Raw genomic sequence first — 20,865 nt, 5'->3', positions numbered from 1 at the left:
CACACGCAATTCACGAATTCTAAGCGGAGCAGTTATGGTTGATCGGCACGACTACGTGGCCCTCGAATGGGTCAAGGGCGACATTGCCGAAACCCTGAAACAGGCCCGTTCGGCGCTGGACACGTTTGTCGAAACCCGCGACAGCGACGCCATTGCCGAGTGCCTGGCCGGCATCCACCAAGTGCATGGCGCGCTGCAAATGGTCGAGTTCTACGGCGCGGCGCTGCTGGCCGAAGAGATCGAAGCACTGGCCCTGGCCCTGCAAGCCGAGCGCGTCAGCCAGCGTGATGAAAGCATCCGCCTGCTGCAACAGGCCCTCGGCCAGCTGCCGCTGTACCTCGACCGCGTGCACAGCGCCCGCCGCGACCTGCCATTGGTGGTGTTGCCGCTGCTCAACGACCTGCGCAGTGCGCGCGGTGAAAGCCTGCTGTCGGAGACCAGCCTGTTCAGCCCGCAACTGTTGTCGATTGCGCCGTTGCCCGACGAGGCCTTGGCCCAGCGCATGCTGCCGGACCTTCACGAGCAACTGCGCCAGTGGCATCAATTACTGCAACAGGCCCTGGCCGGGCTGTTGCGCGAAGACCACGGCCCCAGCAACCTGGAAGACATGGCGCGGGTGTTCGCGCGCCTCGAAGCGCTGTGCCAGGGCGCGCCATTGCTGCCATTGTGGCAAGTCACCTCGGCGCTGGTCGAAGGCATGCTCACCGGCGTGATCGCCAACAGCCCGGCGCTGCGCAGCCTGCTCAAGGCCAGCGACAAGCAACTCAAGCGCCTGCTGGCCCAGGGCATCGGCGGCATCAACCAGCCAGCGCCGGATGAGCTGCTAAAAAGCCTGTTGTTCTACGTGGCCAAGGTCACCCGGCCGACGCCGCGCATGCAAAGCCTAAAGGAACGATACGGGCTGGATGAAGCCTTGCCCGACAGCGCGGTGGTCGATGCCGAGCGTGCACGTTTGGCTGGACCTGACCGCAATGCCATGGGCTCGGTGCTCGGCGCCTTGTGCGAGGAGCTGGTGCGTGTCAAGGAGCGCCTCGACCTGTTCGTGCGCAGCGACCGCCAACACACCAACGACCTCGATGCCTTGCTGGCGCCACTGCGCCAGATCGCCGACACCTTGGCGGTGCTGGGCTTCGGCCAGCCGCGTAAGGTCATCATCGATCAGCTTGCGGTGGTGCTGAGCCTGGTGCAGGGCCAGCGCGAACCCAATGACGCGGTGTTGATGGATGTTGCCGGCGCCTTGCTCTACGTCGAGGCCACGCTGGCGGGCATGGTGGGCACCGTCGAGCCGGAAAGCCGTGAAGAAAGCCGCCTGCCTACCACCGACCTGACCCAGATTCATCAATTGGTGATCCGCGAATCCTGCCAATGCTTGCGTCAGGCCAAAGAGCTGGTGATCGATTGCCTTGAGGCCGATTGGGACCGCCAGCGCCTGGAGTCGCTGCCCGAGCTGCTCAGCCAGGTGCGCGGTGCGTTGGCGATGATTCCGCTGCCGCGCGCGGCGAGCTTGATGCGTGGTTGCACCCACTATGTCGATGAACAGTTGATGACCAGCGCTGCGCCGCCGCCCGAAGCGCAGCTGGCGCATTTCGCCGACGTGGTCAGCAGCCTCGAATACTACCTGGAACGCATGCTCCAGGACCCCGACGCCGCCGGCGAACGCGTGCTGGAGCTGGCCACCCAAGGCCTGGCTGCACTCGGCTACCTGCCGGTCGAAAAGCCTTGGCGCCAAGCGCTGGTCGCGCCGGATGGGGCATTGTCGAGCGAGAGCGCGCCGAGCCAGTCCCAGTTCGATGCATTGGCCAGCCCCACGTCGCGCCTGAACCCACCCGCCCAGCACCGCCCCGGCAGCCTGCTGCCGCCGCCGGCCGGTGAAGCGTCCATCGACGATGAGCTGCGCGAAGTCTTCCTCGAAGAAACCGACGAAGTCCTCGACGTGTTGCATCGCTACTTGCCCAACAGCGCGGACAAAACCGCCCAAAGCGAGATGCGGCGTGCCTTCCACACGCTCAAAGGCAGCGGCCGGATGGTCCGCGCCCTGGTACTGGCCGAGCTGGCCTGGGCGGTGGAAAACCTGCTTAACCGCGTGCTCGAACGCAGCGTGGCGCTCGACGCCGAGGTGCAACACGTGCTGGATGAAGCCGTGGCCTTGCTGCCGGAGCTGATCGCCGACTTTGCGGCCGACGACCAACGCCAGCGCGACGAAGTCGACGCCCTGGCGGCCCGTGCCCACGCCTTGGCCAGCGGCACTCAACCGGTCGCAGAGCCCCATGACCCGATGTTGCTGGAGATCTTTCGCAACGAAGCCCAGAGCCACCTGGAAAGCCTCAACCACTTTCTGCAACAGGCCGCCGAGCATGTGCCGCTGCAAGTCAGCGATGAACTGCAACGTGCCCTGCACACCCTCAAGGGCAGTGCCTACATGGCCGGCGTGTTGCCGATGGCCGAACTGGCGCGACCGCTCGATCACCTGACCCGCGAATACAAGGCCCACCGCCTGCCGCTGGACCTGGATGAAGTGGAACTGCTGCTGGAAGCCGAAGGCCTGTTCCAGCGCGGGTTGCGTCAGCTGGACAGTAATCCGCTGGTGCCGATCAAGGGCGCGCCGGATTTGATCAGCCGCACGCAAAGCCTGCTCGACCAACAGCTGCAAGCCTTGCTCGACGCGCCCAACACCGGGCTGCGCATCAAGCGCGACCCGCAACTGATCAGCAACTTCCTGGCCCAGGGCATGGACATCCTGCTGGACGCCGAAAGCCTGCTGCGCCGCTGGCAGCAACACCCCGGCGAACGCCAGGAGCTGACCGCGCTGCTGGACGAATTGACCACCCTGGGCGAGGGCGCGCACATCGCCGACCTGCACGCCATCGACGAACTCTGCGAAGCCTTGCTCGACCTCTATGGCGCTGTGGAAGAGAGCAGCCTGGCGGTCAGCGAACGGTTTTTCCATGAGGCCGAACAGGCCCATGAAGCGCTGATCAACATGCTCGACCAACTGGCGGCCGGCCAGGAAATCAACCCGGCGCCGGCGCGGGTAGACGCCCTGCGCGAACTGCTGGATGAAGCCCTCGACCCGTCCGCTACCGGCCTGATCAAAAGCGACGGCGGGCGCGCCCCGAGTATTTCCGAACTGGGCGCCGCCACGGCCCGGTTGGGCCAGGACACGGCGATGGACGACGAGATCGTCGAGATTTTCCTGGAAGAGGCAGTGGACATCCTCGACAGTGCCGGGCAGTCGCTTAAACGCTGGCTGCTGGAACCGGACAGCGCGGCGCCGTTGTCGTCGTTGCAGCGTGACCTGCACACCCTCAAGGGCGGCGCGCGCATGGCCGAAATCGGCCCGATTGGCGACCTCGCCCATGAGCTGGAATGCCTGTACGAAGGCCTGGTGGACCGCCGCTACAGTTACTCGACCGAACTGTCCCAAGTATTGATGGCCAGCCATGAGCGGCTGGCCTTGCAGCTCGATCAATTGCAAGACCACCAACCCCTGAGCGACTCCAGTGATTTGATCGCTCAGTTGCGCGCGTTGCGCCAGAACAACGCGCCCGCCACTGCGCCCACAGAACCTGAAACCGCAGCGGCTGATCCCGAGTTGTTGGATATCTTCCTCGAAGAAGCCGCCGACATTCTCGACAGTTCAAGCAGCGCGTTGCTGCGTTGGCAGGCCGAGCCGAGCAATCGCCAGGAGGTGGAAACCTTGCTGCGCGACTTGCACACCCTCAAGGGCGGCGCGCGCATGGTCGAAATCGGGCCGATTGGCGATTTGGCCCATGAACTGGAGTTTCTCTACGAAGGCTTGTCTGCCGGTTTGCTCGCGCCGTCGCCGGAACTGTTCGCCTTGCTGCAAGGCTGCCATGACCGCCTGGCGCAGATGATCGACGCGGTGGCGGGCGGTTTGCCGGTGGGGTCGGTGGATAAACTCATCGAGCGCATCAGAAGCCTGGTGCACCCCGGTGATGAGCCGCTGGCGCCCGTGGCCTTGCCGGCCGGCAAGGCCGACGCGGCGGTGGACCCCGGCGCCGACATGGTGAAGATTTCCGCCGACTTGCTTGATGATCTGGTCAACCTGGCCGGTGAAACCTCGATCTTCCGTGGCCGTATCGAGCAGCAAGTCAACGACGCGCGTATCGCCCTCAACGAAGTCGAAACCACCATCGAGCGCATGCGTGACCAACTGCGCCGCCTCGACACCGAAACCCAGGGCCGCATTCTCAGTCGTCAGCAGGCCGAGGCCGAGCGCTTGGGTTATGAAGAGTTCGACCCGCTGGAAATGGACCGTCATTCGCAGCTGCAGCAGTTGTCGCGTGCGCTGTCCGAATCGGCCTCTGACCTGCTGGACCTCAAGGAAACCCTCGACCGTCGCAACGGGGATGCACACAACCTGTTGCAGCAACAGGCGCGCATCAACACCGAGTTGCAGGAAGGCCTGATGCGTACGCGCATGGTGCCGTTTGAGCGCATGCTGCCGCGCCTCAAGCGCATCGTGCGCCAGGTGGCGGAGGAGTTGGGCAAGGACGTTGAATTTGTGGTCGGCAATGCCGAAGGCGAGATGGACCGCAACGTGCTGGAACGCATGGTGGCGCCGCTGGAGCATATGCTGCGCAATGCCGTCGACCATGGCCTGGAGTCCCGCGAGGCGCGCGTGTTGGCCGGTAAACCCGAGAAGGGCCGGATCAGCCTGGACCTGACCCACGAAGGCGGCGATATCGTCTTCGACATGCGCGACGACGGTGCCGGTGTGCCCCTGGACGCGGTGCGGCGCAAGGCGATCAAGCGCGGCCTGCTCGCGCCTGATCAAGACATGAGCGACCGCGACGTGTTGCAGTTTATCCTGCAGCCGGGCTTTTCCACCGCCGAAAAAATCACCCAGATTTCCGGGCGCGGCGTGGGCATGGACGTGGTGCACGAAGAAGTGCGCCAGCTCGGTGGCTCGATGTTCATCGACTCGACGCCGGGTGCGGGCGTGCACTTTCGCATTCGCCTGCCGTTTACCGTGTCGGTCAATCGCGCGCTGATGGTGCAATGCGCGGACGACCAATATGCGATCCCGCTCAACACCATCGAAGGCCTGGTGCGCGTGTTGCCCCACGAGCTGGCCGGGCACTATCAGCAAGACCCGCCGCGCTATGAATACGCTGGTCAGCGCTATGAGTTGTTCTACCTCGGCGACCTGCTGCACACCGTCGCCCGGCCGAAACTGCTCGGCCAATACCAGCCAGTGCCGGTGTTGCTGGTGCAATGCAACGAGCGACGCGTGGCGGTGCACGTGGACGCCATGGCCGGTACGCGCGAGATCGTGGTCAAGGGCCTGGGGCCGCAGTTTGCCGGGGTGCAGGGGTTGTCCGGGGCGACGATTCTGGGCGATGGTCGCGTCGTGCTGATTATCGATTTGCTGGCGCATATCCGCGCCCGCCAACCGGCGTTGCCGGCGCAGTCGGTGGACGCGCCACTGGTCCTCAACGACCCGCTGAAAAAGCGCCCGCTGCTGGTGCTGGTGGTAGACGACTCGGTCACCGTGCGCAAAGTCACCAGCCGCCTGCTGGAGCGCAACGGCATGAACGTGCTCACCGCCAAAGACGGCATCGACGCCATCGCCTTGCTCGAAGAACACACCCCGGACCTGATGCTGCTCGACATCGAAATGCCGCGCATGGACGGCTTCGAAGTGGCGATTCAGGTGCGCAACGACCCCCGGCTGATGCGCCTGCCGATCATCATGATCACCTCGCGCACCGGCCAGAAGCACCGCGACCGTGCCATGGCCATTGGCGTCAACGACTACCTCGGCAAGCCGTACCAAGAGTCGGTGCTGCTGGAAAGCATCGCCTACTGGAGCAAGTCCCATGCTTGACCATCGCACCAGCCAACTCACCGGTCTGCTGCTGCCCCTGGCCGACCGCCACCTGGTGCTGCCCAACGTCGCCATCGCCGAACTGATCGACTTCCAACGCGGGGAACCCGCCAGCGACTCGCCGCCGTGGTACCTGCGGCAAGTGACATGGCGCGATCGGCAATTGCCGCTGATCAGCTTTGAAGCCGTGTGCGGTGAAGCCAGCGTGACCGGCGAGCGCTCGCGGATTGTGGTGCTGAACGCGCTGGGCGGGCGGCCGACGTTGAAGTTTATTGCGATGGTGATTCAGGGGATTCCGCGTTCGTACAAGTTGGATAGTCAGCTGAGTTATGTCGACGTGCCGCTGTGCCCGCTGGAACTGGCGGCGGTGCAGGTGGGCGAGCATGTGGCGAAGGTGCCGGATTTGATGGGGCTTGAAGCGTTGTTGGTCGAATCCGGCCTCGCCTGAGCGTAATCCTTGTGAAGATCCACTGTGGGAGCTGGCTTGCCTGCCATGGCGGAGTGTCAGTCACTGCATCAACAACTGACCCACGCCATCGCAGGCAAGCCAGCTCCCACACTGAATTGTGTTCAATCGCGCAAACCGCTCAGTCGCCTCTTATGCTTTTTATCGTTTTCGGCGCGAACAGTGGATGTGTTATCAAATTCAATCAAACGTTAGGGTTTTCGTGACAAAAAATTGTCGTTGATGATCGTACCTTATCGCCATTTCGGATCTGCTAATGATGAGGGTTGATCGCTCACATGTCGGAATGGGATGGAGTTGCTGTAGGCGAGTTCTGCATTTGGATTAAGCGGGTTTTCAGGCCTGAGTGGAGTGGCTAGCTTCTGCGCTCCTCAGTGCCTGCAAGGATCTGCAAATGGCCGTACCGTTAATGCCGCCCGGTGTTTCAATTTTTGAAAACATTGCGATATCTCGATGCAAACGTACTCATCTCAAACCGGGCTCGGCATTCGCCTATTCCTGGTTTTATTCTCAGGTCAGGGCTGCTGGCCCATGGAACTACAAGAGGCGAGGGCGCGAGTATGAGGCTTTTGGTAACTTCAATTACGGTGCCACAGGCACGGTGTTGGGCATTCCCGAGAATGTATTGCTGCGAGCCGCCGGTGTGGCTCAAACCGTCGCAAAAACCACCCTCCCGGATTTTGGAACATGGTGGGGCGGTGAGCCTTTTGGTGATGACCCTCGGGACCAATATTGGATAAGAAAAGGTATTGAATATGCAATTTCGCAAGGCCACTAAGCGCCTCATACCGTTTCTGCGTAATTGCCTGCTTGTGGTCTGCCTGATCTATATCGGTGGCAGTTGGATCCTGTCGTCCGGAACACCGGATCTGGATGAAGTGGTGTTGAAGCATTCATTGGGCAACGGCACCTCTATATACGGTGCGCGAGACGGCCAGGGCGGTGCGACGGTAGGATTTTCCTACAGGTACTACGTCCATGAGGACTTGGGGAGTGATCAGGAAATACTCACCGCATTAGTGTCTGCACATCCTTTTCTGAAAACCAAAGAGCCCGATGTTCAAGTGAGTGATGAGGGCGGTGCGCTGCACCTGATCATTCAGGGGAAGGTCTATGAGTACCACAGCTATGCGCTGGAGGGCCTTGGAGCGGTCAAGGTGATGATGGCTTTGTGATGGGCCAGTCTTCGGATTCTTCCTGCAAGATTTCGGGCTGTACATGAACTTGTTGTGGGTAGCCATGGCGGCTAGTCTTCGTCCCGTCATCGAAAAAACGGTGACACGGACGTGCAAGTCCGGTTACATGTCGGCGCACCAACGCCCATAGCCATCCAACGGGCGTTTTTTATGCCTGCTGTATTTGTTATGGCGGCTGTGCGCGGGAGACTCCTTGGAGTCTGCCGGGGTCCGATATGCCCGGTCTTGCACACCTGCGCACGGCTGCCACCCTATTTCGCGTGCAAGCGGATGAGGGCAGCCTCCATCACATATCGGAGCTGTAAATCATGGCTAAACCCACCCCTAATCCGCCTCTCTTCACCGTCAACCCACACCAAAACACCGAAGCTCTACTGGTCAACGCCAGCGAAACCTTATCGTCGCTAAACGCCATGACCTGCAATCTTGCCTTCAACCTGGACAACTCCCAGCGCGCAATCATGCTCGGCATTCAGCAACTGGCCGAGTTGGGTCAGTTGCTGGTCGATAGAGCGCTGGAACACGTCAGCCCTGCGCAGGTAGGTTGAAGCGGCCCCAAACAGAGATTGATCGGTCCCTGCTTGGCACCGCTATCTAACACCCACCACCGAACAAATGTGGGAGCGGGCTTGCTCGCGAATGCAGGGTGTCAGTCGGTACATGTGTCACTGACCCACCGCATTCGCGAGCAAGCCCGCTCCCACATTTTGTTCTTCATTCGGCTCGAACCCAGTATTTGCTGATTGATCGTTTCCTGTATCTCAACCGCCTAACACTTGATCGTTCCCAAAAAGGGACCTATCGTTCCCTTTTTGGGACTCTTTGGCCGTTGCCATGCAAACCTTGCCGCTCAGTACTGCACTCTTCACCAACACCCAGCAGAAAGTGCTGGGCCTGCTTTTCGGCAAGCCCGATCAAAGTTTCTTCACCAATGAAATCGCGCGCTGGGCCCAGGTGGGCAAGGGTAGCCTTACCCGCGAGCTGGAGCGGTTGCAGCTGGCGGGCATCTTGAGCATGACGCGCCAAGGCAATCAGACCCACTACCAAGCAAACCCCCAATGCCCGATTTACTCGGAGTTGCTGGCCATCGTGCGCAAGACCCTGAGCCTGGACGAACCCTTGCGCAATGCATTGGCACCGTTCGTGGAGCAGATAACCTGGGCCTTTATCTACGGCTCCATCGCCAGGGGTGAGGCGCACTCATCCAGTGACATAGATCTGATGCTGATCGGCGAAAGCCTCAACTACAGTGAAGTCATGGAGCAGCTCATGCCGCTGGAAGAGCAGCTGGGCCGCACCATCAACCCGACGCTTTACACCCCCGAGGACTGGATCGGCAAATGGAATGCCGGGAACAGTTTTGTGCAGCGGGTCTTGGCACAGGAAAAGATCAATCTGATTGGGGCCAACCCCCTGGAATCCATGGATGGACAGCAAAGCCAATCTGGAGAATCTGCAACGTAGTGGTGGCTTGAAGGCTGAGCCGCCGGATCGCAAGGAGTGTGATGGGCTGATGCGCTCAGCACGGGACCGGTTAACGGATGCGGGTAATCCACAGCTATCGTTCGCCAGTCGTTTCGACTTGGCCTACAACGCCGCCCACGCTATCGCGCTCACGGCTTTGCGCCTGCAGGGTTATCGTTCTGAAAAACGCTATCTGGTCTTTCAATGTCTGATTCACTCCGCCGACGTGAACAGGGTGCAGGTGAGGTTACTGGCGTTGTGTCATGAACGCCGAAACCTGGCGGAATATGAAGGGTATATGGATGAGGACGAGGCGTTGCTGGGGCAGTTGATGGATGGCGCGACAGTACTGCTGAATGAAGTGGAAAACTTGTTGGCTGACCATTGGTGACAATGATGAGATTTCCCTGAACACCACCGAACAAATGTGGGAGCGGGCTTGCCCGCGAATGCAGGGTGTCAGTCGGCAAATGTGTAACTGACCCACCGCATTCGCGAGCAAGCCCGCTCCCACTTTTTGATCTTCATTTGGTCCTGGCTCAACGATTGCTGACGATCCATTACTCCAGCCGTAACGATCCGCCTTTGGGCTTGATTGATACCCCCCACGTTCACTCCTAAGGTACAGCCCACGACAGCAAACCCCGTGGAGCGACCATGACAACAACCATCACCCCCGACTCGCGCTGGACGCGGCGGCGCGACGAGAAGCAGCGGCGCCTCGGGCTGGTCAAAAAATACGCAGACGGGGCGGTGTTGCCCTGTGACAGAATCGTCGAGGCGCTGGAAGCGCTGATCCTCCCCGGCGACCGCGTGGTGCTGGAGGGCAACAACCAGAAGCAGGCCGACTTCCTCTCGCGCTCCCTGGCCAAGGCCGACCCGGCCAAGCTCCACGATTTGCACATGATCATGCCCAGCGTCGGGCGATCCGAGCATCTGGACCTGTTTGAAAAGGGCATCGCGCGCAAGCTGGATTTCTCCTTTGCCGGCACCCAATCCCTGCGCATCAGCCAGTTGCTGGAAGACGGCCTGCTGGAAATTGGCGCAATCCACACTTACATCGAACTCTATGCGCGGCTGGTGGTGGACCTGATCCCCAACGTCGTGCTCTCGGCCGGTTTCATGGCCGACCGCGCCGGCAATATCTACACCGGCGCCAGCACCGAAGACACCCCGGCGTTGATCGAGCCGGCAGCATTCAGCGATGGCATCGTCATCGTGCAGGTCAACCAGTTGGTGGATGACGTCACCGATTTGCCCCGCGTCGACATCCCCGCAAGCTGGGTGGATTTTGTGGTGGTGGCCGACAAGCCGTTCTACATCGAGCCGCTGTTCACCCGCGACCCGCGCCATATCAAGCCGGTGCATGTGCTGATGGCGATGATGGCGATCCGTGGCATCTACGAAAAACACAATGTGCAGTCGCTCAACCACGGTATCGGTTTCAATACGGCCGCCATCGAATTGATCCTGCCGACCTACGGCGAATCCCTCGGCCTCAAAGGCAAAATCTGCCGCAACTGGACCCTCAACCCGCACCCAACCTTGATCCCCGCCATCGAAAGCGGTTGGGTGGAAAGCGTGCATTGCTTCGGCACCGAATTGGGCATGGAAAACTACATCGCCGCACGGCCTGATGTGTTCTTCACCGGCCGCGACGGCTCGATGCGCTCCAACCGCATGTTCTGCCAACTCGCCGGCCAGTACGCGGTGGACCTGTTTATCGGCGCCACCCTGCAAGTAGATGGCGACGGGCATTCCTCCACCGTGACCCGTGGCCGCCTCGCCGGGTTTGGTGGTGCGCCGAACATGGGCCATGACCCACGCGGTCGTCGGCATGGCACTCCAGCCTGGCTGGATATGCGCCACGACGACGCGCCGGAAGCCCTGCTCGAACGCGGCAAAAAACTCGTGGTGCAGATGGTCGAAACCTTCCAGGAAGGCGGCAAACCGACCTTCGTCGAGACCCTCGATGCAGTGGAAGTGGCGCGCAAAAGCGGCATGCCGCTGGCGCCGATCATGATCTACGGCGACGACGTCACCCACTTGCTCACCGAAGAAGGCATCGCCTACCTGTACAAGGCGCGTTCGCTGGAAGAGCGCCAGGCGATGATCGCCGCCGTCGCTGGCGTCACCGCCATCGGCCTGCGCCACAACCCCAATGACACCGCGCGCATGCGCCGCGAAGGCTTGATCGCGTTGCCCGAAGACCTCGGCATCCGCCGCACCGACGCCACCCGCGAGCTGTTGGCCGCCAAGAGCGTGGCCGACTTGGTGGAGTGGTCCGGTGGCCTGTACAACCCGCCCGCCAAATTCAGGAGCTGGTAAATGCGCGCCCTCAAATTGCATGAACTCAGCCTGGCTGATCGCTTGGCAGACATGGCCGTCGACGCATTGATAGATGAGGCGGACTTGTCGCCAAAACCGGCCTTGGTGGACCGTCGCGGCAATGGCGCCCACAGCGATTTGCACCTGGGCCTGATGCACGCTTCGGCGCTGTCGCTGTGGCCGATGTTCAAGGAGATGGCGGAAGCCGCGCTTGAGTTCGGTGAAGTCGGTTTGCCCTTGCGCGAAGCCCTCGGGCGCATTGGCCGTGAAGGCGAGCAGGCGATGCTCACCACCACCAATGGCGTGAACACTCATCGCGGCGCGATCTGGGCGCTCGGTTTGCTCACTGCTGCGGCGGCGCTGGAACCACGCAGTGTCACGCTGACGGCGGCCAAGCTGGCCCTGCTCAACGACCGCTACGCGCCGCAGCCGATGAGCCACGGCGCCCAGGTTGCACAACGCTACGGCGCACGCGGTGCCCGTGAAGAAGCGCAACTGGGCTTCCCGTCGGTGATGCAGCGCGGCCTGCCGCAACTGCACAGAAGCCGCCGGCAAAACGCTGGCGAACAGAACGCCCGCCTGGACGCCTTGCTCGCCATCATGACCAACCTCGCCGACACCTGCGTGCTCTACCGCGCCGGCACCGAAGGCTTGCACGCCATGCAACGCGGCGCTCAAGCCGTACTGGACGCAGGCGGCAGCGCGACCCTCACCGGTCGCCGCCAATTGCACGAACTCGACGACCAATTACTGGCCCTGAATGCCTCCCCCGGCGGCGCCGCCGACCTGTTGGCCGCCTGCCTGTTTATCGACCGCCTCGACGGAGCGTTTTGATGGAAACCTTATCCTTTGAATTCCCCGCCGGGCAGCCGCCCAAAGGCCGTGCGCTGGTGGGTTGCGTCGGCTCCGGCGACCTGGAAGTGCTGCTGGAACCGGGCACGCCCGGCACGCTGACCATCCAGGTGCAGACCTCGGTGAATGGCGCCGAACAACGCTGGCAGCATCTGTTCGAACGGATCTTCCAGGAGCACACGCCACCCGCTTTGAAGATTGATATCCACGACTTCGGTGCCACGCCCGGCGTGGTGCGTTTGCGCCTGGAGCAAGGCTTCGAGGAGATCGGCCATGACTGACTTGCTCAGCAAACACAGCTTCGTGGAACTCGGTGCGCGGCAGCGGGCCAGGGCCTTGCTGGACGCCGGCACGTATCGCGAACTGATCGACCCCTTCCAGCGCGTGATGTCGCCGTGGCTCAGCCGCCAGGGCGTGGTGCCCCAGGCCGATGACGGCGTGGTGATCGCCAAAGGCAGCATCGCCGGAAAGCCGGTGGTGGTGGCCGCTATCGAAGGCAACTTCCAGGGCGGCAGCCTCGGTGAAGTCGGCGGTGCAAAAATGGCCGGTGCGCTGGAATTGGCGGCCGAAGACAACCGCAAGGGCATCCCGACCGGCGCGGTGCTGTTGCTGGAAACCGGCGGCGTGCGCCTGCAGGAAGCCAACCTTGGCCTCGCGGCGATTGCCGATATCCACGCGGCGATTGTCGACCTGCGCCAGTACCAGCCGGTGATCGGCGTGGTGGCGGGCGCTGTTGGCTGCTTTGGCGGCATGTCTATCGCCGCTGGGCTGTGCAGCTATCTGGTGGTGACCCGCGAAGCGCGCCTGGGCCTGAATGGTCCGCAAGTGATCGAGCAGGAAGCCGGGCTGGACGAATACGACTCCCGCGACCGCCCGTTTATCTGGAGCCTCACGGGCGGCGAACAACGCTTCAACAGCGGCTTGGCCGACCGCTACGTAGCGGACGATGTGGCGCAGATTCAGCAGACCGTTACCGAGCTGCTGCAACAAGGCTTGCCCGAACACCCGCGCAGCCGTCAGGTCGATTTCTACCTGGCGCGCCTGGCCGAGCTGGATGCTACGCCGCAGATCGACGCGGCGACGGTTCGCGACCTGTATCAAGGAGATCGCTCATGAGAGGCCTGCAGTGGTTCAACGCATTAAGTGCTGGCGCCACACCTGTGGATGGTTTGCCGGCCTCGCTGAAAGTCGCCGACGGCGTATTGGGTGAGCAAGCCGTGCGCTTCATCGCCGTGGTCACCGACGCGCACAACCGTTTCCCGCGTGCGCGCAATGGTGAGGTCGGCCTGCTGGAAGGCTGGGGCCTGGCCAAGGCGGTGGACGACGCCATCGCCCGTGGCGACAAGCGCCCGATCATCGCCATCGTCGATGTGCCCAGCCAAGCCTATGGGCGCCGTGAAGAAGCCCTCGGCATCCATCAGGCCCTGGCCGCCGCCGCCGACAGCTACGCCCGCGCGCGATTGGCCGGCCACCCGGTGATTGCGCTGCTGGTGGGCAAGGCCATGTCCGGCGCGTTCCTCGCCCACGGCTACCAGGCCAACCGCCTGATTGCTCTGCGCGACCCCGGCGTGATGGTGCATGCGATGGGCAAGGCCTCGGCGGCGCGGGTGACCCTGCGCAGTGTCGAAGAGCTGGAAGCCCTGGCTGCCAGTGTGCCGCCGATGGCCTACGACATCGACAGTTATGCCAGCCTTGGTTTGCTCTGGGAGACGCTGTCGGTCAGCCAGATTGAACACCCCACGGCAGCCGACGTGGTGCGCGTCAGTGATTGCCTGCTGCACGCCATCAACGATGTCGCGGGCCCCGATTTAAAAGGGCGCCTGGGCGCCACCCACCGTGCCGCTTCCAGCCACGTGCGCCAATTGCTGCGGGAGCAATGGTGAACGCTCACGACTTGCTTTGGGGCATGACCCCGGCGCATCTGCCCGCCGACGCGCCGGCTTGGGTGGTGGAGGCGATCAACGCCGGCCATCCGGTGGTGGTGCGTCGCGCCATCGCCGAGCCGGGCCAGGTGGCCGTCGGCGTGCGCGGGCGTTTGCGTGAGCAGCGGTTTGCGGCGGTGATGCCTATCGCAGCGGTGCAGCGGCGAGTAGTGCCCGAGGCCCTGTGCGGTGTGACCTCATCACGGGATTTACCGGCGTTGCGCGCGCTCGATCTACTACGACCCGTGTTAGCGCAGGAGACGTGGGGCGTCACCGGCAGCGCGGGTTTTGAGTTGGCCAGTGGAGTTGAAGCACTGCATGCGCAAAGCGACCTGGATTTGCTCCTGCGCACATCCCAGCGGCTGGAGCGCAGTGATGCCGAGGACTTGCTGGCGATTCTGGACACCGCGCCATGCGCCGTGGACCTGCAACTGCAAACCCCGTTTGGCGCCGTCGCCTTGCGCGAGTGGGCGGGCGGTTCACGCCGTGTGCTGCTCAAAACCTGCAGCGGCGCGCACCTTGTGCTCGACCCGTGGCAGGCCGTGGCATGAGCAGCCTTCTGGTGTTTCCGGGGCAGGGCGCCCAACGCACGGGCATGCTCCAGGCGCTGGCGGCTGATGTGCTGGAAGAAGCCAGTGATGCCTTGGGTGAAGACGTTCGCCTACTCGATTCGGCGCAAGCCTTGGCGAGTACGCGCGCTGTTCAACTGTGCCTGCTGATTGTCGGCGTGGCCCATGCCCGTCAGCTGCAACACACGCCGGATTACGTGGCGGGCCTGTCCATCGGCGCCTACCCGGCGGCCGTTATCGCGGGCGCCCTGGGGTTTGCCGACGCGGTAAAACTGGTCAGCCTGCGCGGCGAGCTGATGCAACACGCTTATCCCCAAGGCTACGGGATGACCGCAATCATCGGCCCTGAGTTATCCACAGTCGAAAAAATACTGAGCGAAATCCACAGCCCGCAAACGCCGGTGTACCTGGCCAACATCAACGCCGACAACCAAACCGTCATTGCTGGCAGCGATGAAGCGATGAAGCGCGTCGCGGCGCGCATCAAGGGCAACGGCGTCGCCAAGCGCCTGGCGGTCAGCGTGCCGTCCCATTGCGCGCTGCTGGAGGCGCCTGCCCAGGCGCTGGCGCAAGCATTCGTTGCGCTCAAGGCGCCGCGCATTACTTACCTGAGCAGCACCCGCGCGCGGCCGATCCACAACCCCGAGCAGCTGCGCGACGACCTGGCCTTCAACATGTGCCGCATCGTCGATTGGCGCGGCACCGTGCAAAGCGCCTACGAGCGTGGCGTGCGCCTGCAAATCGAGCTGCCGCCGGGCGCAGTGCTCACCGGCCTGTCACGCCGCGTGTTCGAGCAGGGCACGGTGATCGCCTGCGAAGGCGCGCGCCTGGACACCTTGCAGGCCCTGCTGCAAGAGGAGGAACGCCGCCACCGATAAAGCACCACCCAAGGCTTTCGAAGCACAAAAACAACAATTTCGATGAAGCACTTTGAGGACAACAACGATGATTATTTATGGTGTGGCCTTGTTGGCGATCTGCATGTTGGCGGGTGTGATCCTCGGCGACATGCTCGGCGTGTTGCTGGGCGTCAAATCCAATGTGGGCGGTGTCGGGATCGCCATGATCCTGCTGATCTGCGCGCGCTTGTGGATGCAAAAACACGGTGGCATGACCAAAGACTGCGAAATGGGCGTGGGCTTTTGGGGCGCCATGTACATCCCGGTGGTGGTGGCGATGGCCGCGCAACAAAACGTGGTGACCGCGCTGCACGGCGGCCCGGTCGCGGTGCTGGCGGCCATCGGTTCGGTGGTGGTCTGCGGTTGCACCATTGCCCTGATCAGCCGCACGCACAAGGGCGAACCCTTGCCCGCCGAAGAGCCGCTGATCGCTGCTGCGGGAGGTCGCTGATATGTGGCCTCTGATCGAAAAAGGTTTGGAAAATAACAGCCTGGTCACCGCGTTTGCCTTTGTCGGGGTGGTGATGTGGGTTTCCGTGGTGCTGTCCAAGCGCCTGACGTTCGGGCGCATTCATGGCTCGGCGATTGCCATCGTGATCGGGCTGGTGTTGGCCTGGGTCGGCGGCACGCTCACCGGCGGGCAAAAAGGCCTGGCGGACATGGCGCTGTTCTCCGGCATCGGCTTGATGGGCGGCGCGATGCTGCGCGATTTCGCCATTGTTGCCACCGCGTTTGAAGTGCAGGCCACCGAAGCGCGCAAAGCCGGGCTGATCGGTGTGATTGCGTTGCTGCTCGGCACGATCCTGCCGTTTATTGTCGGCGCGAGCATGGCCTGGGCGTTTGGCTATCGCGATGCGATCAGCATGACCACCATCGGCGCGGGCGCCGTGACCTACATCGTTGGCCCTGTGACCGGTGCGGCGATTGGCGCGACCTCGGATGTGATGGCGCTGTCGATTGCCACGGGGCTGATCAAGGCGATTCTGGTGATGGTCGGCACGCCGGTGGCGGCGCGCTGGATGGGCCTGGATAACCCGCGCTCGGCGATGGTGTTTGGTGGGCTGGCCGGCACGGTGAGTGGGGTCACGGCGGGGTTGGCGGCGACGGATCGGCGGTTGGTGCCGTATGGGGCCTTGACGGCTACTTTCCATACTGGGCTGGGGTGTTTGCTTGGGCCTTCGCTGCTTTACTTCATTGTGCGCGGGATCGTTGGCTAACCCCGTAATTCAAGTTGATTGGTCTGGCCTCTTCGCGAGCAAGCCCGCTCCCACATTTGGAATGCATTTCAAATGTGGGAGCGGGCTTGCTCGCGAAAGCGGTTTGTCAGGTTGGCACCTGGCGGTTGGCATACATCCGGCACTCTGCCAACAACGCCAGCAAGTTCGGGTCGCGCTCCTTGGCCTTCAAAAACACCACGCCAATGTGCTGCTGCAAGCGGTAGCGTGATTGCAGGGGTATCAACTTCACACGGTTCTCATACACCGCCGCAATCCGCCCCGGCAGCAGTGCATAACCTACGCCCGAACTGACCATGCTCAGCAAGGTGAAGATATCATTCACCTGCATCGCCACCTTCGGCTCAAACCCCGCCTGGTTGAACACCCGGTTGCCATCCTGGTGCGTGGCGAAGCCTTGGGTGAGGGTAATGAAGGTCGCGTCGCGCACATCGGCCAGGTCGATTTCCTGCTCGCGATCGAAGGGTGAGTCGGCCGGGGTGGCGAGGAAGATGTCGTCGGTGAACAGCGCGATCTGCTCGCAATCGGGGTCGTTGGCGCGTTCGTCGAGGGAGATCAGGATCGCGTCGACTTCCATGTTCTTGAGCTTGTAGAGCAGGTCAAAGTTGGAGCCCAGGATCAGGTCGATATTGAGTTCGCTGCGCCTGATTTTCAGGCCCATGATCAGCTGCGGTACGGTTTTGACCGTCAGCGAATACAGCGAGCCCAGCTTGAAGCGCTCAGCCGAGAACCCCGCGGCTTCGCGGGTCAGGCGCACACTGTCGACCACGTCGGCCACCAGCTTTTGCGCGCGCTCTTCCAGCACGTAGGCGCTTTCCAGCGGGGTGAGGTTGCGCCCTTCGTGTTTGAACAGCGGGCAGCGCAGCGCGTTTTCCAGCGAGTGGATGGCGCGGTGCACGCTGACGTTGCTGGTTTGCAACTCGGCAGCGGCGCGGGCCAGGTTGCCGGTGCGCATGAACGCCAGGAAGATCTCGAGCTTCTTGAGGGTGAATTCTTCGTCGATCAGCATGGCCGTGGCTCTTAGTCGAATGCCCTCGATTGTGCCCCTAAAACCAGTTCACTCCCAGCCATGCACTGCCCAGGCCCAGCAGCACGCCACAGATGATCAGCCAGATCGCGTTGAGCCGCGTGTAATACACCACGGCGGCGCTGGCCAGGGTCAGCACCAGGCTGGTCGCGTTGTTTTCCAGGCTGTTCATCAGGATGTAGGTTGAGGCGAGGATCAGGCCGATGGAGATCGGCAGCAGGCTGCGTTTGACCCGTTGCACCCACGGCGTTCGGGTGTGCCGTTCCAGCCAGCCGGCGCCCAGGTAAGCCAGCACCGAACAGGGCACCAGCTTGGCCAGCAGTGCCACCAGTGCGCCGGGCAAACCTGCCGCCTGCTGGCCGATAAACACCAGGAACATGCCGTTGGGCCCTGGCAACGCCTGGGACAAGGCGAAGAAGGCGACAAATTGCGCGTCGGTGATCCAGTGCATGTCGACCACGGTGTAGCGATGGATATCGCCGATAGCCACCGTGTTGCCGCCAATCGCCATCAACGACCACAGCGCGCATTGGATCATCAGGTGCAGCAGGACGGTCTGCATCAGCCGGCCACCTTGTTCGAACCGATAAAGCTCAAGGCCAGGGAGCTGGGAATGCAGATCAGCAAGACCATCCACAGCGGCAACACAAAGACCGCCATCAATACGAAGGTCAACACGAAGGCGCTGTAGTTGGCGAGCGTGCGCGGCATGGCCTTGAGCAGGCGCAGCGTGGTGCCGAGCATCAAACCCGTGGCAATCGGCATCACCGCGCCGAAGACCTGCTGTACCACGTCGTGGCTCCACCACTTGGCATAGGCAAATCCGGCGAGCACGGTGATCAACGAGGGGAACAGGTACAGCCCACAGACGGTCACAACCGCACCGGGCAAGCCATGCAGGCGCCGCCCGTAGATGATGCCAACGTTGGCGATATTGGGGCCGGGGAAGAACTGGCCGGTGGTCAGCAGTTCATTGAAGCTTTGCTCGCTGACCCAGCGGCGCCGGTCGACCATCATCTGTCGCGCCCAGGGCATGACGCCGCCAAAGCCGAACAGGCCGACCATGGCAAAGTTGTAAAACAGCTGCCATAGGCTGGGATGAGGCGGGGCGGGTTCTAGCTCGGGCATGGCAATTACCTATAGGACGCTTTTACGTGGGCGCTGGCTTGCCTGCGATTGCGGCGTAACAGTCGAGAGAGAGGTTGAGTGTTAGGCCCTTATCGCAGGCAAGCCAGCGCCCACAGGATGAAGCGAATCATCTATGGACGTGGGTATTTGGGCAAATGAAGAAAGGGTGTTACCTGATATGGGTAGGGTGGCGTCAGAATGCTCAAGGTGGTAACCGTTATGCGAGGTGAGTGACACATGTATCACGGGGAACGATTTAACGCCTGGAGCCATTTGGTCGGGGCGGTTGCAGCTTTTGTTGGCGCAGTGTGGATGTTGGTGGTGGCAAGCCTGGACGGCAGCCCCTGGAAGATTGTCAGCGTGGCGATTTATGGTTTTACGCTGCTGGTGCTGTACAGCGCGTCCACCGTGTACCACAGCGTGCGCGGGCGACGAAAAGAGATCATGCAGAAGGTCGACCACTTTTCGATCTACCTGTTGATCGCGGGCAGCTACACGCCGTTTTGCCTGGTGACGCTGCGCGGGCCGTGGGGTTGGACACTGTTCGGAATCGTGTGGGGACTGGCGGTGATCGGCATCCTGCAGGAGATCAAGCCGCGCTCCGAGGCGCGCATCCTGTCGATTGTGATTTACGCGGTGATGGGCTGGATCGTGCTGGTGGCGGTCAAGCCGCTGATTGCCGCGTTGGGCACGGCGGGGTTTGTATGGCTGGCTTCGGGCGGGGTGTTGTACACCGTCGGGATTATCTTTTTTGCCCTGGAAGATCGCCTGCGCCACTCCCATGGCATCTGGCACTTGTTCGTGATCGGCGGCAGCCTGCTGCATTTTGTGGCGATCATGCACTACGTGCTCTAACAGGCGACGCGGGCAAAAACTGTGGGAGCGGGATTGTGTGGGAGCGGGCTTGCTCGCGAATGCGGTGTATCAGTCGCTGGATGCGTTGAATGACACACCGCTTTCGCGAGCAAGCCTGCTCCCACACTGGTTGGGTGGTGTTATCACAAGCGTTCTAGCCGTTCACGGGCGCGCTTGCCGAAAATCTGCAGCAGGCTGGACAGCATATGCGGCGGCGGCTCATCGGCGCGGGTCAGCGCGTACAGGGTGATCGGCAGCGGCGGGGTGAGCGTGCGGATGCAGGTGGTGGCCGTCGATGCGCCGAGGGCGGTGAAGGGATCGATCACGGTCAGGCCGGCGCCGGACTCCACCATGGCCCGGGCCAGGGAATAGGTCTGCACAGAAATGGTCACTCGTGGCGGCGGGTCGACGTTTTCCAGGTAGCTGTCGAGCTTTGCCGCCAAGGGGTCGGCACTGGACAGGCCAATCAGCGGCGCCCCCGCCAGGTCAGCCAGTGGCAACGGTTTGCTCATCTCGGCCTCAGGCCAGTAACCCTTGGAAGCCAACGCCACCAGCACCCCGTTGGCCAACACTTGCGTGGTTAAACCCGGATGGCCGGAAAAGTTGAGCGTCAGCGCCAGGTCGATCTCACGCATCAACAGCTTCTGCACCAGCTCACGGCTGTGGTCGCTGGACAGCTCGCAGGCGATGTCCGGGTAGGCGCGCTTCCACTCCAGAATCGAAGGCGGCAGCAGTGACAATGCCAGGGCAGGGATCGCGCCAATGCGCACACTTTGGCCCGGTTCGCGGCGCAAGCTTTTGGCCAGCCGCCGCACACCTTGCAGGCTCTCGGTGACTTTCTCGACTTCGCGTTCCAGCGCCAGGGCTTCCGGGGTGGGCTGCAGTTTGCCGCGCACGCGCAGAAACAGCGGGAAACCCAGTTGCAGCTCGGCATGCTGCAACACCTTGGTCACCGCCGGTTGCGAGACGTGCAGCAACTGCGCGGCGGCGCTGACCGAGCCGGTCTGGCGGATGGCCTGGAAGATTTCGATATGACGCAAGCGCATGGCACGTCCATAACCTTTGTTTATAGG

21 protein-coding genes are annotated in these 20,865 nt (G+C 62.3%); 17 read left to right on the top strand and 4 right to left on the bottom strand.

Annotated features, from left to right (window positions below):
• Window positions 1-34: 34 nt before the first annotated feature.
• From C4J83_RS28350 to madM, 16 genes are all read left to right on the top strand, one after another.
• Window positions 35-5,851, top strand: a complete 5,817-nt coding sequence (locus C4J83_RS28350) for a hybrid sensor histidine kinase/response regulator (RefSeq protein ID WP_124418659.1) — start codon at window positions 35-37, stop codon at window positions 5,849-5,851.
• Window positions 5,844-6,299: a chemotaxis protein CheW gene (locus tag C4J83_RS28345; RefSeq protein ID WP_124418658.1), complete on the top strand. Its 456-nt coding sequence runs from the start codon at window positions 5,844-5,846 to the stop codon at window positions 6,297-6,299. Before C4J83_RS28350 ends, C4J83_RS28345 begins: the two co-directional genes overlap by 8 nt.
• Window positions 6,300-6,711: 412 nt before the next feature.
• Complete coding sequence (locus tag C4J83_RS28340) at window positions 6,712-7,095, top strand: polymorphic toxin type 44 domain-containing protein (protein WP_124418657.1); 384 nt, start codon at window positions 6,712-6,714, stop codon at window positions 7,093-7,095.
• The gene (locus C4J83_RS28335) at window positions 7,073-7,492 is read left to right on the top strand and encodes a hypothetical protein (RefSeq protein ID WP_124418656.1); all 420 of its coding nucleotides are present in this window, start codon (window positions 7,073-7,075) and stop codon (window positions 7,490-7,492) included. The genes C4J83_RS28340 and C4J83_RS28335 overlap by 23 nt, the downstream gene beginning before the upstream one ends.
• 329 nt (window positions 7,493-7,821) lie before the next feature.
• Entirely contained in the window at window positions 7,822-8,061 is a 240-nt protein-coding gene (locus C4J83_RS28330; RefSeq protein WP_124418655.1) for a DUF6124 family protein, read from the top strand.
• A gap of 286 nt (window positions 8,062-8,347) precedes the next feature.
• On the top strand, window positions 8,348-8,977 hold the full coding sequence (locus C4J83_RS28325) for a nucleotidyltransferase domain-containing protein (protein WP_124418654.1): 630 nt from the start codon (window positions 8,348-8,350) through the stop codon (window positions 8,975-8,977).
• On the top strand, window positions 8,940-9,368 hold the full coding sequence (locus tag C4J83_RS28320) for a hypothetical protein (RefSeq protein ID WP_124418653.1): 429 nt from the start codon (window positions 8,940-8,942) through the stop codon (window positions 9,366-9,368). The genes C4J83_RS28325 and C4J83_RS28320 overlap by 38 nt, the downstream gene beginning before the upstream one ends.
• A 266-nt stretch (window positions 9,369-9,634) precedes the next feature.
• Window positions 9,635-11,305 carry a malonate decarboxylase subunit alpha gene (gene mdcA / locus C4J83_RS28315; protein ID WP_124418652.1) on the top strand — a complete coding sequence of 557 codons (1,671 nt, stop codon included), beginning with the start codon at window positions 9,635-9,637 and terminating at the stop codon, window positions 11,303-11,305.
• On the top strand, window positions 11,306-12,139 hold the full coding sequence (locus tag C4J83_RS28310) for a triphosphoribosyl-dephospho-CoA synthase (RefSeq protein ID WP_124418651.1): 834 nt from the start codon (window positions 11,306-11,308) through the stop codon (window positions 12,137-12,139).
• Complete coding sequence (locus tag C4J83_RS28305; RefSeq protein WP_056857713.1) at window positions 12,139-12,438, top strand: malonate decarboxylase subunit delta; 300 nt, start codon at window positions 12,139-12,141, stop codon at window positions 12,436-12,438. The genes C4J83_RS28310 and C4J83_RS28305 overlap by 1 nt, the downstream gene beginning before the upstream one ends.
• Window positions 12,431-13,273 (top strand): biotin-independent malonate decarboxylase subunit beta, encoded by an 843-nt coding sequence (locus C4J83_RS28300; RefSeq protein WP_124418650.1) that lies wholly within the window; start codon window positions 12,431-12,433, stop codon window positions 13,271-13,273. Before C4J83_RS28305 ends, C4J83_RS28300 begins: the two co-directional genes overlap by 8 nt.
• On the top strand, window positions 13,270-14,040 hold the full coding sequence (mdcE, locus tag C4J83_RS28295; protein WP_124418649.1) for a biotin-independent malonate decarboxylase subunit gamma: 771 nt from the start codon (window positions 13,270-13,272) through the stop codon (window positions 14,038-14,040). Before C4J83_RS28300 ends, mdcE begins: the two co-directional genes overlap by 4 nt.
• Window positions 14,034-14,630 (top strand): malonate decarboxylase holo-ACP synthase, encoded by a 597-nt coding sequence (locus tag C4J83_RS28290; RefSeq protein WP_124418648.1) that lies wholly within the window; start codon window positions 14,034-14,036, stop codon window positions 14,628-14,630. Before mdcE ends, C4J83_RS28290 begins: the two co-directional genes overlap by 7 nt.
• Window positions 14,627-15,526, top strand: coding sequence for a malonate decarboxylase subunit epsilon (gene mdcH, locus C4J83_RS28285; protein WP_124418647.1), 900 nt, complete (start codon window positions 14,627-14,629; stop codon window positions 15,524-15,526). The genes C4J83_RS28290 and mdcH overlap by 4 nt, the downstream gene beginning before the upstream one ends.
• 67 nt (window positions 15,527-15,593) lie before the next feature.
• Window positions 15,594-15,998: a malonate transporter subunit MadL gene (madL, locus tag C4J83_RS28280; RefSeq protein ID WP_106575654.1), complete on the top strand. Its 405-nt coding sequence runs from the start codon at window positions 15,594-15,596 to the stop codon at window positions 15,996-15,998.
• Between the two features lies 1 nt (window position 15,999).
• Entirely contained in the window at window positions 16,000-16,764 is a 765-nt protein-coding gene (gene madM, locus C4J83_RS28275) for a malonate transporter subunit MadM (protein ID WP_119737496.1), read from the top strand.
• Between the two features lie 106 nt (window positions 16,765-16,870).
• Here the strand turns inward: madM and C4J83_RS28270 are convergent, their stop codons facing one another.
• From C4J83_RS28270 to C4J83_RS28260, 3 genes are read right to left on the bottom strand one after another with little or no spacing between them, the layout of a single operon-like run.
• Window positions 16,871-17,791, bottom strand: a complete 921-nt coding sequence (locus C4J83_RS28270; protein ID WP_124418646.1) for a LysR family transcriptional regulator — start codon at window positions 17,789-17,791, stop codon at window positions 16,871-16,873.
• Between the two features lie 37 nt (window positions 17,792-17,828).
• The gene (locus C4J83_RS28265) at window positions 17,829-18,371 is read right to left on the bottom strand and encodes a chromate transporter (protein ID WP_106575651.1); all 543 of its coding nucleotides are present in this window, start codon (window positions 18,369-18,371) and stop codon (window positions 17,829-17,831) included.
• Window positions 18,371-18,937: a chromate transporter gene (locus C4J83_RS28260; protein ID WP_124418645.1), complete on the bottom strand. Its 567-nt coding sequence runs from the start codon at window positions 18,935-18,937 to the stop codon at window positions 18,371-18,373. The genes C4J83_RS28265 and C4J83_RS28260 overlap by 1 nt, the downstream gene beginning before the upstream one ends.
• 237 nt (window positions 18,938-19,174) lie before the next feature.
• Between C4J83_RS28260 and trhA the strand changes: the two genes are divergently transcribed.
• Entirely contained in the window at window positions 19,175-19,792 is a 618-nt protein-coding gene (gene trhA / locus C4J83_RS28255; protein ID WP_124418644.1) for a PAQR family membrane homeostasis protein TrhA, read from the top strand.
• 143 nt (window positions 19,793-19,935) lie between these two features.
• On the opposite strand, the gene C4J83_RS28250 is transcribed toward trhA, so the two are convergent.
• The gene (locus C4J83_RS28250) at window positions 19,936-20,838 is read right to left on the bottom strand and encodes a LysR family transcriptional regulator (protein WP_124418643.1); all 903 of its coding nucleotides are present in this window, start codon (window positions 20,836-20,838) and stop codon (window positions 19,936-19,938) included.
• Window positions 20,839-20,865: the final 27 nt, after the last annotated feature.

The sequence above is a fragment of the Pseudomonas sp. LBUM920 genome (genome assembly GCF_003852315.1).
Classification (GTDB): Bacteria; Pseudomonadota; Gammaproteobacteria; order Pseudomonadales; family Pseudomonadaceae; genus Aquipseudomonas.
This window is presented reverse-complemented; position numbering and strand designations above follow the sequence as displayed.